Origin of the sequence: Allosphingosinicella sp., assembly GCF_035626655.1 — a bacterium.
Classification (GTDB): domain Bacteria; phylum Pseudomonadota; class Alphaproteobacteria; order Sphingomonadales; family Sphingomonadaceae; genus Allosphingosinicella.
Genome location: NZ_DASPNF010000003.1, coordinates 1 through 13258, shown reverse-complemented (window position 1 = coordinate 13258; position 13258 = coordinate 1). Strand labels below are relative to the sequence as shown.

Sequence of the window (13258 nt, the reverse complement as noted above, 5' to 3'; positions counted from 1 at the left end):
ACGCCGGTCAGGCGCGCGGCTGGAGGATGATCAATGTCGACGTGCCGTGCGCGAGCAGCCGGCCGCTCCCGTCGCGCAGATAGGCCTCGGTGGTCGCGATGGTGCGGCCGCGGCTCAGCACCTGTCCCTCACAGCGGACCGGCCCGCCCGCGGGATCGATCGCGCGGGTGAAGTTCACCTTGGTCTCGACGGTCGTATAGCCGATCCCCGCGTCCAGCTCGCTGTGCAGGGCGCAGCCGCAGGCGCTGTCGATCAGGGTCAGCGCATAGCCGCCATGGACGGAGCCGAGCGGGTTGAGCAGATGCGGCCCGGGCGTCCCCTCGAAGACGGCTTTGCCTTTCTCCACCGCGACCAGCCGGAAGCCGAGCGGCTCGGCAATCGGCGGCGACGGAAACTCGCCGGCCACCACCTTGCGAAGCACCTCGAGCCCCGAAAGCCCCGCAATCGCCTCCCGGTCCAGAACTGCATGCTTCATCGTCGACTCATCCATTTCAGTTTCGAAACGAAACTAGGCAGGGCCGCCCTGGGCGTCAACGCGCCGCAATGTCGTGATGGTCGGGGCGACTGGATTCGAACCAGCGACCCCCACACCCCCAGTGTGATGCGCTACCAGGCTGCGCTACGCCCCGACCAGAGGGCGCGCATTTAGGCGCGGGCGTCGGGGAAGGCAAGCTATGCCTGGAACTCAGGCAGCGTCAGCCCCTCCCGCTCATTGTCCCAGATCATCGCCATGATCCGCCAGCCCGCCTCCGGATCGCGGAACAGCTGGATCGAGTTGATCCCGCGCCGCTCGGGCGCCGCGTCGTCCAGCGCGCTCCGCGCCTCATAGGCGCTCCAGACATGGGCGATATTGCCGAACAGGTCGATCCGCCGGCCGATCTCCACCTCGAAGAAGGCGTGGGTCATGAAGAAGGGCGTGGTGTCGCGCGCATAATCGTCGAGGCCCATGATCGTGCAGCCCGGCCGCCCGTCCGCGTCGAGGAAGGTGCGGATCTGGCGCGCCTCGGGGTGGAAGCAGTTCGCCTGCCGCGACCAGTCGCGCGGCCCCGCCGGCCCCGAGATCATCGCATACATTTCGTCGACCACGGCGCCGATCGCGGCCCGGTCCTCGCCCTGCGTCATGAGCGCACAGCCAGCGCAGCGACGATCGCGATCGCGACCAGCCCGACCAGCCCGGCGATCGCGATCGGCAGCCAGGCGGACGTCGGCCGCTTCGTGCGCGGCAGGACCTGGGGCGGCAAAGTGAGCGGGCGCAGCGGCGCCCCCTCCCCGCCGTCGAGCAGGCGGCCGACGATCGCGTTCAGATGGTCGAGATGATCCTCGAGCGGCGGCTGCACGGCCTCGAGGATGACCGCGTCGGCGAGATGGTAATGGAGCCGGTCGCCGGGCTCGACCGCCTCGATCCGGAGCGGGATGATGGCCAGGCCGGCACTCCGCGCACGCTCCGCCTCGCGCTCCACCTGCTTCGCATGCGCGCTGGCTCCGGACAGGATCAGCAGGAACACCTTGCAGCGGCTGATCCCCGCGAAGCTCCCCGCCGCCGGCTCCTCGCCGCTGGCCAGGTCGCGCGGCGCGATCCAGCAGAGATGGCCGTTGCGTTCGATCGCATCGCAGGCCGCCTCGGCGGCCGCGCGATCCTCGGCGCAATGGCTGATGAAGACGTCGTAAGACACCGTATATCCCCCGTATTCCCCTTAGCGCGAAGCCACGGCCTTCGCCAAGCCCGGCTCAGCTTTCCTCGCGCTCCGCCCTGAGGATCGGTCCGTAAAGCCGCCCGATGCCGATCAGGGCGATGCCGAGGACGAGGAAGGAGAGGATGCGCAGCACGCCGGTGAGGGCCGAGGCGTCGACGACGAAGACCTTCACGATCGTGGCGGTCAGCAAGACCAGGCCGGCGAGGCGGAGCGCCTTGTCCGGTGCCCTGACGCCCGCGACGATCAGGCCGATCGAGACGATCAGGAAGCCGAGCGAATAGCCATAGGCCTCGTTCGCCGCGCTGAGACTCTCGGGGAACAGGATCCCGCCATGATAGAGCTGGCGGACGAACAGGGCCGTGCCGACGATCAGCACGGCGAGGAAGGCCGCGAACCAGGGCCAGGTGCTGGCCCGCGCCGCGGCCCGGCGGCGGGCAAGATAGAGCCAGCCCGCGCCGAGCAGATATTGCGCGCTCACCAGGTTGAGCACGGGCACGGCGCCGACCCATTGCTCGGAGAAGACCGGGTTGAACAGGACGATGTCTAACCAGAGCAGGCGCGCGGCGGCGAGCGCGGTCAGCAGGGTGCCGGCATGGCGGGCACCCTCAGGATCGAGCCGGGGCAGGCGCAGCCAGCCCGTGCCGAGCAGCCAGCCGGCCGCGAACAGGACCTGGGTGATCAGCGTGCGCTCCCAGAGGCCGCGCGCCACGAAATCGCTGCCGCCGGTCAGGCCGACGGCCTGCTTGAACCAGACGTAGAGGGCGGCGACGGCGAAGGCGCCGGCGACCACCGCCACGCCGCGCTGCGCCCGCATCGGCAGGGGCGGCAAAGCGAAGCGGATCGCGGCGAGCAGAAGCGCGGGCACGGCGAGCGCCGAGAGCGTGCGCATCGCATCCGGCAGGTCGCCGGCGAGGACCGGACGGCCGAGCAGCGCCTCGATCGACACATAGGAGAATTCCGGAACCGTCCAGAGCGCGCGTGCGACCGCGCCAACCATCGCCAGCACGACGACCGTGCCGAGCGCAAGGTCGCCGAGCCGGCGCGCGGCCAAAGCGAGGCCGAGCGCGACGGCGCACCAGCCCGCCGCCAGCCAGTCCGGGTCCGCCAGCTCACGCATCGCCGCGCCCGCCAGCAGCGCGAAGCCGGCACCGGCGGCGAGCAGCGCGAGGTCTGCCGGCCCCTCGGCGCTCGCCCGCTGCCGCTGCCGCCAGACGAGCAGGGCCGGGCCGAGCGCCAGCGCCGCCGCGAGCAGGCCCCATTGGGTCTGGGTCAGATAGTCCGGCCGCAGGCAGCGCAGCACCAGCCAGGGCCCGGCGAGGCCGAACGTGCCGACCATCGTCCACATCGGGGCGGGCGCGCGCCGCACCAGCACAAGGCCGGCGCCGCCGAACAGCAGCCCGGCCCCGATCGCCGCCTCCCGCACCAAAGTGTCGGGGCCGAAGCCGGCCTTTACGCCCAGCAGCAGCAGGGTGAAGACGAGCGCGGCGGCCGGCGCCGGCCAGTGCTCGCGGCGCAAGGCGGCGAGGAGGATCGCGGCCAGGCTCAGGGCGCCGAACAGGCCCCAGGCCGGCGCGCCGAGATCGGTCCGCGCCACCAGGATGGCGAGCTGCAGCAGGCCGAGGCCGAGGGGCTGGACGAGCATCAGGGTGCGCCCGGCGCCGGGCCGGACCAGCGCGGCGGCCAGCGCCAGCGCGGCGATGAAGAAGCCGGCGAGCAGGGCGTCGTCCGCCGAGCGGTCGGCGATCACATAGAAGGTCCAGACGAAGCTCAGGACGGTCGCTGCCGCCGCCAGCCAGGTCCAGCCGCGCCGCCAGGCGAGCGCGAACAGGGCGATGTCGAGCAAGGCCAAATAGGCGAGCAAGGGCGCCGCGCTCGCCTGCGGATCGCCGACCAGCACCGGCGTCAGGAAGCCGCCGACCAGCCCCATCACCGCGGTCGGCACGCCGTGGCGCAGCGAGAGGCCGAGCGCCGCCGCGGTCACCGCCGCCATGCCGGCAAAGGCGGTCCGGCTGTCGAGCAAGGCATAGAGGACGTGGCTGCCGTAGACGGTCGCGTAGAGGACGGCGATGCCCGCCCCGACCAGGGCTTGGGCGATGCGCGGGTCGTCCGCGAGCCGCCCGGCGCGCGCCCATTCGCCGGTGCCGAGCAGGACGAGCCCGAACAGGCCCGCGCCGACCATGCGGGCGGCGGGCGTGATCAGCCCGATCTCGATCGAGTAGCGGATCAGGAAGATCGCCGCGAGGACAAGGGCGATCCCGCCCAGCCAGATCAGCAGCCTGCCCGCCACCAGCCGCTCGAACAGGCCGCCCAGCGTCTCGCGGGGCTCTTCCGGCAGAACCCCGCCGGCCTCAGGCTCCGAGCGGACCGCCTGCTCGGCCTCCGCGAGTTGCTCCGGCTCGGCGACCATGGCCGGCGCTTCGGCGGTTGCTGCGGCCCCGGCCGCCTCGCGCCGGGCCTGCGGGCCGGTGGCGCCTGCATCGATCTCGACATTGCCCGGCTCGATCAGGCCGTCCAGCCGCTGCTCCAGGACGGTGACGCGGCTCTTCAGGTTGCTGTTCGAGATGAGCAACGCGATCAGCGCGAACAGCAGGATGAGAAAGAGCAGTTCCATCGGCCTCCCAGCGTAACCGTGGAAGCCAAGCCTGTCAGCGACTTAAAGTTCCAGCCTAGATCCGCGCCAGCGGCACCTCGGTCACGTCCCCGGCCCAGATCGCCCGGGCCCGCGCCAGGTTGCGCTCGGCGGAAGCGGCGTCGCCGGCCGCCCGGTCCGCCTGGGAGAGGACGTAGAGCGCGAGCGCGTCGTTCGGCCAGCGGCGAAGCGAGGCGTAGATCTGCGCCCGGGCGCTCTGCGCGTCGCCCGCCGCCAGGGTCGCCGCGGCGAGGCTGCGGCGCACCGAATACCAGAAGATTGGCGGATCGCTGCCCCAGCCCGCGGCGAGCTGGGTCTCCATCGCCTTGCGATAGGCGGTCTGCGCCGCCGCCGCATTGCCGGCCAGCATCGCCGCCCGCCCCTCCAGCACATGTTGGAAGACCTCGGCGAGCTTGCCGCCCATGCGTCCGAAGGCCGGCGAGTCCCTGCCCTCGCGCAGCGCCGCGATCGCCGCCGCCTCGGCGCTCACCCCCGCCGCATCGCCGCGCCGGGCCAGCGCCTCGCCGCGCGCATAATGCAGCTGCGCCTTGTCGAAAACGTGCTCCGGCATGGGCATGGCAAGCACCGAGGCCACGTCGTCATGCAGCCCCCGCGTATAATAAGTGGCGGTGCCCAGCATCGCCGTGCGGTTGTCGCGCGGGCCGGACATGTAGGTCTCGCGATATTGCCGCGACATCTGCATGGCGGTGTCGCCGTCGCCCCGGGCGAGCGCGCTCTCGATCGCGAAATGCATGTTGTGGGCATTGAGGCCCCAGCGATAGTCCGACGCCGCCGGCCTGGTCCGCGCCCGGAAGGCCTGGTCCGCCGCGACCGCCAGCACGTTCACCCGCGCCGCATCCTGGTAGCGCCCGACCCCGTAGAAGGTGTGCGAGGGCATGTGGACGAGGTGGCTCGCCGCCGGCGCGATCCCGCCCAGCCGCTCGGCATAGGGCACGGCGAGATTCTGCCGGTCGATCCAGTCGGTGAGGTGGATGTAGTAATGGATGGCGCCGCCATGGTCGGGGTTGCGCGCCAGCACCCGCTCCAGGAAGCGCTGGGCGAGGTTGCCCGGGCGCGGCTCGTTATTCTCGTCCCAGGTGATCATCCGCGCGTCGGCGGCCATGATGTTGATGATGTCGTCCCCGGGATGGCGGAGTGCTTGGGTTTCCATGAAGCCGGCATAGGCGGCGTTGCGGAAGGCGTCGCCCGGCCCGGTCCGGAGCACCATCGCCTCGACCAGGAGCCGGTCGCGCGCGGAAAGGTTGGCCGAAAGCGCCAGCGCCCGCTGCGCCGCGGTCCGCGCGGCCGCCAGTTCCTCCGTGCGCGGCTGCAGGTTGATCGTCGGGCCGCGCGCCCAGGCCTCGCCGAAATGGCACATCGCGCAATTCGGATCGGCGCGCTGCGCCTGCTGGAAGGCGCGGATCGCCTCCACCTCGTCGAACGCCCAGATCAGGCGAACGCCCTGCGCGAACCAGGCCCGCGCCTCCTCGTTCCGGCTGTCCGGCTCGATGCCGGCATAGCCGAGCCCCTCCATGAGCACGGGCGGGGTTTGCGTTGCGGGCCCGGCGGTGGCTCCGCCCGTCGCCTCTTGCCAACTGCTGACCAAGCCGACGCACTCGGCATCCGGCAGCTCCGCTGGGCGGAGCAAGGTAGCGTCGCGGCTCGCCGTCGCCGGCCAGGCGGCCACGCCCAGAACCGTGGCCAGCATCATCCCTTTCGTCACGCTTCTGCGCATCCGAGGCCTCCCCTGTTTGCGACAAGACTAGCGCGCCTCGCCGGCAAAAACCACTTTCCTACATGTAACCTGTTTGGTTATCAGTTTATCATGGAAATCACCGAAGACTTGAGTCGCCTGCTTCAGCGCTCGCTCAACGCTCTCGGGCGCGGCACGGCCAACCCGCTCCTGAGAGTGGACGGGAGGCCTGGGCGGAAGACGAAAGCTGCCCTGTTCCGCTTCCTGGCCGCCGGCGGATGCGGGGGCGAAGCAAAACTGCTGCGCGCCATGCGGGCGCTCGGCTCCTCGGTTCGTCACAATTCCCCGCGCACGGAGCGGGTACTTTGTAACCTTAGGAGACCCGAATGACCCAGGACGACAGGCCCGGTACCGATCTTACCCCGTTCCGCGCCGCCATCGCGATCGTCGCGCTCGCCGGGGGCCTGATCGGAATGACCGCGCTCTTCTTCGTGCCGATCCCCGCTGGCAATCGCGAGCCGCTGCTGCTCGCCCTGGGCCTGGTGCTCGGCTGGGGCTCGACCGTGATCGGCTATGAGTTCGGCTCCTCGCCTGCCGGGCGGCGCGCCGCCGATGCCGGCATTCGCGATCCGGCATTGCAGGGCGAGCCCGCCGCTCCCAAATAGTCCGCGAACGGAATGAGCGGGAGCCCGACATGGAAGTGTGGCACGGCACGACGATCATCGGCGTGCGCAAGAACGGCAAGGCGGTGATCGCCGGCGACGGCCAGGTCTCCCTGCAGTCGACGGTGATCAAGCCCAATGCGAAGAAGGTTCGCCGCATCGGCGCCAAGGACAAGGATGGGGCTGGCAAGGTGATCGGTGGCTTCGCCGGCGCCACGGCCGACGCCTTCACCCTGTTCGAGCGGCTGGAGAAGAAGCTGGAGGCGCATAACGGCCAGCTGATGCGCGCCGCGGTCGAGCTCGCCAAGGACTGGCGGACCGACAAATATCTCCGCAACCTCGAGGCGATGATGATCGTCGCCGACAAGGACGTGACTCTGATCCTCACCGGCAATGGCGACGTGCTGGAGCCGGCCTCCGGCGTCGCCGCGATCGGCTCGGGCGGCAATTTCGCGCTCGCCGCCGCGACCGCGATCTTCGACTATGAGGAGGATGCCGAGACGATCGCCCGCAAGGCGATGAAGATCGCCGCGGAGATTTGCGTCTACACGAACGAGAATCTGACCGTCGAGACGATCGAGGGCGCGGCGGCCTCGTAAGAACCGCAGGGCCCTTGTCGCTTTGCTGCAACAATGCGGCAGATTCGCGCCGATTGCCGTCACAAACCGCGCCTTCGCCCTCGCCAAGGCCGGGTCGTTCTGCGCAAGTAACGTGCGACCCGCCCTCGGGGAACTTGACCTGCATCAAGGGGGAAATCGCAATGAGCCTGATCGGCCGCCGCTGCCTGGGCGCCAGCCTTTTCTGCATCACGATCGCCGGCCTCGCGCAGCCCGCGCTGGCCCAGGATGATCCGCCCGCGGCCGAAAGCGACGACCAGCTCAACACGGTCTACGTCACCGCCAACCGCCGTTCGGAGAACCTCCAGGAGGTCGCGATCTCGGCGGCGACGCTCGAGGCCGACCGGGTGCAGACCATCTTCGACGCCGGCGCCGACGTGACCGCGCTGGCGGCGCGCGTGCCCGGCCTGTTCGTCGAAAGCTCGAACGGCCGCGTGGCACCGCGCTTCTACATCCGCGGCCTCGGCAACACCGATTTCGACCTCGCCGCCTCGCAGCCGGTCTCGGTGGTGATGGACCAGGTGGTGATGGAGAATGTCACGCTGAAGAGCTTCCCGATCTTCGACGTCGAGCGGATCGAGGTGCTGCGCGGCCCACAGGGGACGCTCTTTGGCCGCAACACCCCGGCCGGCATCGTCATGATCGAGACGCGCCGCCCGACCGACCAGTTCGACCTGCGCGGTTCGCTCAGCGTCGGCAGCTACGGGACGGTCGCGTTCGACGGCGCCGTCGGCGGCCCGATCGCGCCGGGCGTCTCCGCCCGTCTCTCCGTGCTGCTGCAGCGGCGCAGCGACTTTATCGACAACGGCTTCACCGGCGAGGACGATGTCTATGGCGGCTATACCGACTTCGCCATCCGCGGCCAGCTGCGCTTCGAGCCGACCGACCGGTTCAGCGTGCTGCTGCTCGGCCAGTATCGCAAGCTCGACGGCCAGAGCACCCTGTTCCGCGCCAACATCCTCGGCCCCGGCAATAACGAGCTGAACGCCAATTATGATCGCGACACGGTCTTCTACGATGCCGGCGGCGGCAACCCGGCCGAATATGAGGTCTGGGGCGGCTCCGTGCAGGCCAGCTACGATTTCGGCGGCGCGACCCTGACCTCGATCACCGCCCATTATGAGAGCGAAGGCTCCAGCCGCGGCGACATCGATGGCGGTTTCGGCGCGGTCTTCCTGCCGGTGATGGGGCCGGGCTTCATCCCCTTCCCCTCCGACACGCAGGATTCGATCGACCTCAACCAGACCACGCAGGAGCTCCGTCTCGCCTCGAATGCCGGCGGGCGGTTCACCTGGCAGGTCGGCGCCTATTATTTCGACAGCAGCTTCGACGTGCTGACCGAAGGCTTCACCTTCCCGCCGCCCGTGACCGTGCGGCACAGCAACGAGAGCTGGGCGGTGTTCGGCCAGGTCGGCGTGCGGGTGGCGCCCGGCGTCACCCTGACCGGCGGCCTGCGCTACACCGAGGACGACAAGGATTTCGAAGTGGTCGCCGGCGCGCCGCCCAACGACCGCAGCGTCGGCGACGAAAGGCTGAGCTGGGACCTTTCCGGCATCGCCGAGGTCGCGCCCGACGTCCGGCTCTACGCCCGCGTCGCCAGCGGCTTCCGGGCCCCGACCATTCAGGGCCGCGACGTGGCCTTCTTCAGCCCGCCCTCGGTGGCGACGTCCGAGAAGATCATGTCCTACGAGGTCGGCTTCCACACCGAGCTTGCCAATCGCCGGGTGCGGCTGAACGGCGCGGTCTTCCATTACCGCGTGGACGACCCGCAATTCACCGCCGTCGGCGGCGGTGGCAATCTCGTCCAGCTGGTCAACGCCAATGAGGGCACGGCCTGGGGCTTCGAGCTGGAAGGCGCGTTCCGCCCAAGCGAGAATTTCATCCTGACCGCCGGCGTCAGCTACAACGACACCAGGATCAACGACGACACGCTCGCCGTCGGCATCTGCGCGCAGTGCACCGTGCTCGATCCGATCGTCGTCATCAACGGCACCAACCGCGCCCTGGTCGACGGCAACCCGTTCCCGAACGCGCCGGACTGGATCTTCGACTTCACCGCGCGCTGGAGCATGCCGGTGACCAATGACGGCGAGATCTTCGTCTTCACCGATTGGTCCTATCAGGGCCGGACCAACTTCTTCCTCTACGAATCGCGCGAGTTCGTCACCGACGGCCAGATCGAGGGCGGTCTCAGGATCGGCTATGCGGCGCTCGACGGCCGCTGGGAGGTCGCAGTCTTCGCCCGCAACATCACCGACGCCGACAATGTCCGGGGCGGCATCGACTTCAACAACAATACCGGCTTCGTGAACGACCCGCGGACGTTCGGCGTCTCGGGCCGGTTCAACTTCTGAGACGCTGAACGGAATATGGGGGTCATCCCGGCGAAAGCCGGGACCCGGGAACACGGTCCGCGCAGCAGAACGGAGACGCGCTCTCTTACCTGCAACCTGCGCAGCTCATGGGTCCCGGCATTCGCCGGGATGACTCATTTGTAATTCCGCGCGCAGCCAGGTCTCGAAGGCGGTCATCGCCGCGGTCGGTCGCTTCGACTTGAGCCGCGTCAGCCAATAGCCGCCGCGGTCGATCTCGACGGCGAAGGGCCGCACGGCGCGGTCCCCGAACAAAACCGCCGGCGCCAGCGCCACGCCCTGCCCGGCCAGGGCCGCCTCCACCATCAGCGCCGCGCTGTCGAACACCGGCCCGGTCAGCGGTGGAACCTGCTCCACGCCGGCCGCCTCGAACCAGGCCGGCCATTCGTCGCTGCGGTAGGAGCGGAGCAGGGTTTCGCCCGCCAAATCGGGCGGCGCCTTCAGCCGCGCCGCCGTCTCGGCGCTGCACAGAGGCGTCAGCGGCGCCGCGAACAAGGGCATCGCCTCGGTGCCGTGCCAGGCGCCGTCGCCGAAGCGGATCGCGAAGTCCAGGCCTTCCTCGGCGATATCGACGCGGTTGTTGTTGGTGCTGAGCCTGAGATCGACCTCGGGGTGCGCCGCCTCGAACCCGGCCAGCCGCGGCAGCAGCCAGGCGATGGCGAAGCTGCCCACCGCGCCGACGCTCAGCAATTCCCGCCCGCGGCCCTCGTCGAAGCGGGCCAGAGCCGCCGCCATCCGGTCGAAGGCGTCGCGGAGCACCGGCAGCAAGGCCTGCCCCTCGTCGGTCAGCGCCAGCCCGCGCGGCAGCCGGCGGAAGAGCGGCGTGCCCAGCCTTTCCTCCAGTGCCTTCACCTGGTGGCCGAGCGCCGCGGGCGTGACGTTGAGCTCGATCGCCGCCCTGGTGAGGCTGGCATGGCGCGCCGCCGCCTCGAAGGCGCGCAGCCCATTCAGCGGCAGGTAGCGCCTGATCATCCCGCCCTTCTAGCCGCCCCGCGCCGGCAGGAAAGCGGAAGAAAAATATCCGCTCCCCCAAATTCTCCTCGTTTGCACGGCGGCCGGCGTGGCGCGATGATCCCGGGCGAGGAGGCGAGCATGCAGGACCATCTTCTATGGGGACGCCGCGAGACGCTTGGCGCCTTCCTCTCCGCCTTCGCCGCGGTGGCGCTGGTCCGCGAGGCGCGCGGCGCGGCGCGATCCGGCGAGGCGGCGGTGCGGCGCTGGCTCGACGGCCAGCAGGACATCGCCGAGGCACTCGCCGCCGGCCGCCTGTCGGGCGCGCGCTGGGCGGCGGAGGTCGAGCGGCTCGCCCGCGAGGTGGAGGTGCCAGCGCTTATGGCGGTGGTGAACCGCTCGGAGATAAGCCGCGCCGGCCCGCCCTTCGGCAACGACCCGCAGAAGCGCCTCATTCGCTTCCGCGACGCGGCCGGCCAGCCGCGCCGTCTCGCTTATGGCGCCGCCCTGTTCGACTTCCAGCCGCACAATGTCATCACCCCGCACGGCCACCGCCACATGGTCTCCGCCCATCTCGTCGTCGCCGGCCGATTCCGGGTGCGCAATTTCGACCGGCTGGGCGACGAGGGCGGCGCAATGCGGCTGCGCCCGACCCGCGACTATGTCGCCCGCACCGGCCAGGTCTCCACCATGTGCAGCGAGCGGGACAATGTGCACTGGTTCGTGCCGCAGGGCGGGCCTGCCACGACCTTCGATGTCGTCATCTCGGGCCTCGATCCCGGCGCTCCCGACCATCTCATCCAGGCGGTCGATCCCCTGCGGGCCCGCCGCCGCGCGGACGGCACCTTGCTCGCGCCCGTCATCGGCTTCGCCGAATCCTCCCGCCGCTACACCGCCGCCATATGAGGCTCGCGCCCGTGCGGTCCGCGGGCTAGGCTGGAGCGATGGACCGGCGCTTTTTCCTCGGCTCGGCCGCCGCCAGCCTCGCTTTGCCCGGCTGCGCCACGACCATGACGGCCCGCCGGCCGGCTGCAGCGCCGACGGGCTGCCTGCCGCCGGTCCTGGCCACGCCGGACCGCGTGATCCGTACCTTGGCCGGCCTGCGTCCCTATCGCGCGCCCGGGTTCGTCGTCCGGGCCGAAGCGCTGGGCGACAAAAGGCTCGTCCACAATTACGGCCATGGCGGCGCCGGCATCACCTTGTCCTGGGGCACGTCGAAGCTGGCCACCCAGCTCGGCCTGCAGGGTCACCAGGGCCCGGTCGCGGTGCTCGGCGCGGGCGTGATGGGCCTCTCCACCGCGCGCCTCATCCAGGAGGCCGGCTTCGAGGTCACGCTCTACGCCAAGGCGCTGCCGCCCGAGACGACGTCGAACATCGCCGGCGGCCAGTTCCATCCCTTCGGCCATTTCCGCCGCAGCCGGGTCACGCCCGAATGGCAGGCCCAGTTCGTCGCCGCCGTCGACTATAGCTGGCGCCGCTTCCAGATCATGGTCGGCGACGATTACGGGATTCGCTGGCTGCCCACGTTCACCGACGCGACGGAGCCCGAGGAGCAGCTGATCCCGACCTTCCCGCCGCGCAACCGCCTGCTGCGGCCGGAGGAGCATCCCTTCCCCTGGGCCTCTGCGACCAGCTTCGACACGCTCTATGTCGAGACGGGCCGCTATCTGCGCCAGCTCATGCGCGACATCCAGGTCGCCGGCGGCCGGATCCGGGTCCGGGACTTCGCCACGCCCGCGGACATCGCCGCGCTGCCGGAGCGGCTCGTCTTCAACTGCACCGGGCTCGGCAGCCGGGCCCTGTTCAACGACGAGGAGCTCCGTCCCGCGCGCGGGCAGCTCGCCATCCTGCTGCCGCAGCCGGAGGTGCGCTACGCCTTCACCGGCGGGGACGGCTATATGTTCCCGCGGCCCGACGGCATCATCCTCGGCGGCACCTTCGAGCTCGACGAATGGGACGCCACAGCCGAGCCGGCGACGATCGCGCGCATCCTGGAGTCGCACCGGCAGCTCAACGCGAGGCTGCGCTGCACCACTTGAACCGCTTCGTTGCGCCTCCAATGTAATTCGGCGATGAACTACCAGACCTCTGTCCCGGAGAGCGGCCGGGAGCCCACCTTATCCACCGAAACCCCGAGGGCGGCAGGACGAATGAACGAGCAACTCACGCCCAAGGCCGTCGTCGCCGCGCTCGATGCGCATATCATCGGCCAGGACGAGGCGAAGCGCGCCGTCGCCGTCGCGCTGCGCAACCGCTGGCGCCGCCAGCAGCTGCCCGAGGCGCTGCGCGACGAGGTGACGCCGAAGAACATATTGATGATTGGCCCCACCGGCTGCGGCAAGACCGAGATCAGCCGGCGCCTCGCCAGGCTCGCCGACGCGCCCTTCGTCAAGGTCGAGGCGACCAAGTTCACCGAAGTCGGCTATGTCGGCCGCGACGTCGAGCAGATCGCCCGCGACCTGGTCGAGGAGGCGGTGCGGCTGGAGCGCGAACGCCGCCGCGCCAAGGTCCGCGCCGGCGCCGAAGAAGCGGCGATGGAGCGGCTGCTCGATGCGCTCACCGGCAAGGGATCGAGCGAGGCCACGCGGCAAAGCTTCCGCAATCGCTTCTCGGACGGGAGCCTCAATGCTGCCGAGGTCG

At 70.2% G+C, this 13258-nt stretch carries 13 protein-coding genes and 1 tRNA gene; 7 read left to right on the top strand and 7 right to left on the bottom strand.

The genetic code is table 11. The features are described 5' to 3' along the window. Window positions 1-7: 7 nt before the first annotated feature. The 6 genes from VEC11_RS01850 to VEC11_RS01825 all read right to left on the bottom strand — a co-directional run bounded on the left by VEC11_RS01850 (window position 8) and on the right by VEC11_RS01825 (window position 6058). Window positions 8-475, bottom strand: coding sequence for a PaaI family thioesterase (locus VEC11_RS01850; RefSeq protein WP_464128622.1), 468 nt, complete (start codon window positions 473-475; stop codon window positions 8-10). A 77-nt stretch (window positions 476-552) separates the two neighbouring features. Beyond that, window positions 553-629 (bottom strand) — tRNA-Pro (locus VEC11_RS01845). 43 nt (window positions 630-672) lie between these two features. Next, a complete protein-coding gene (locus VEC11_RS01840) occupies window positions 673-1122 on the bottom strand; it encodes a hypothetical protein (protein WP_464128621.1) in 450 nt (149 codons plus the stop codon). Next, window positions 1119-1673, bottom strand: coding sequence for a toll/interleukin-1 receptor domain-containing protein (locus VEC11_RS01835; protein ID WP_464128619.1), 555 nt, complete (start codon window positions 1671-1673; stop codon window positions 1119-1121). Before VEC11_RS01835 ends, VEC11_RS01840 begins: the two co-directional genes overlap by 4 nt. A gap of 55 nt (window positions 1674-1728) precedes the next feature. Beyond that, the gene (locus VEC11_RS01830; RefSeq protein ID WP_464128617.1) at window positions 1729-4305 is read right to left on the bottom strand and encodes a DUF2339 domain-containing protein; all 2577 of its coding nucleotides are present in this window, start codon (window positions 4303-4305) and stop codon (window positions 1729-1731) included. A gap of 55 nt (window positions 4306-4360) precedes the next feature. Next, window positions 4361-6058, bottom strand: coding sequence for a hypothetical protein (locus VEC11_RS01825; RefSeq protein ID WP_464128616.1), 1698 nt, complete (start codon window positions 6056-6058; stop codon window positions 4361-4363). A 90-nt stretch (window positions 6059-6148) separates the two neighbouring features. Between VEC11_RS01825 and VEC11_RS01820 the strand changes: the two genes are divergently transcribed. The 4 genes from VEC11_RS01820 (at window position 6149) to VEC11_RS01805 (ending at window position 9649) form a co-directional block, all read left to right on the top strand. Further along, on the top strand, window positions 6149-6406 hold the full coding sequence (locus VEC11_RS01820) for a hypothetical protein (protein ID WP_464128614.1): 258 nt from the start codon (window positions 6149-6151) through the stop codon (window positions 6404-6406). Next, a complete protein-coding gene (locus VEC11_RS01815; protein WP_464128612.1) occupies window positions 6403-6681 on the top strand; it encodes a hypothetical protein in 279 nt (92 codons plus the stop codon). Before VEC11_RS01820 ends, VEC11_RS01815 begins: the two co-directional genes overlap by 4 nt. A gap of 29 nt (window positions 6682-6710) precedes the next feature. Further along, window positions 6711-7277, top strand: coding sequence for an ATP-dependent protease subunit HslV (hslV, locus tag VEC11_RS01810; protein WP_464128611.1), 567 nt, complete (start codon window positions 6711-6713; stop codon window positions 7275-7277). Window positions 7278-7438: 161 nt separating this feature from the next. Further along, on the top strand, window positions 7439-9649 hold the full coding sequence (locus VEC11_RS01805) for a TonB-dependent receptor (RefSeq protein ID WP_464128609.1): 2211 nt from the start codon (window positions 7439-7441) through the stop codon (window positions 9647-9649). Between the two features lie 105 nt (window positions 9650-9754). On the opposite strand, the gene VEC11_RS01800 is transcribed toward VEC11_RS01805, so the two are convergent. Continuing rightward, the gene (locus VEC11_RS01800) at window positions 9755-10639 is read right to left on the bottom strand and encodes a LysR family transcriptional regulator (protein ID WP_464128607.1); all 885 of its coding nucleotides are present in this window, start codon (window positions 10637-10639) and stop codon (window positions 9755-9757) included. A gap of 96 nt (window positions 10640-10735) precedes the next feature. On the opposite strand from VEC11_RS01800, the gene VEC11_RS01795 reads away from it, so the two are divergent. The 3 genes from VEC11_RS01795 to VEC11_RS01785 all read left to right on the top strand — a co-directional run. Further along, on the top strand, window positions 10736-11524 hold the full coding sequence (locus VEC11_RS01795) for a cupin domain-containing protein (protein ID WP_464128606.1): 789 nt from the start codon (window positions 10736-10738) through the stop codon (window positions 11522-11524). Between the two features lie 38 nt (window positions 11525-11562). Further along, window positions 11563-12657 carry an FAD-dependent oxidoreductase gene (locus VEC11_RS01790; protein ID WP_464128604.1) on the top strand — a complete coding sequence of 365 codons (1095 nt, stop codon included), beginning with the start codon at window positions 11563-11565 and terminating at the stop codon, window positions 12655-12657. Window positions 12658-12768: 111 nt separating this feature from the next. Next, the coding region (locus VEC11_RS01785; RefSeq protein ID WP_464128602.1) for an AAA family ATPase at window positions 12769-13258 on the top strand (490 nt) is incomplete at its 3' end.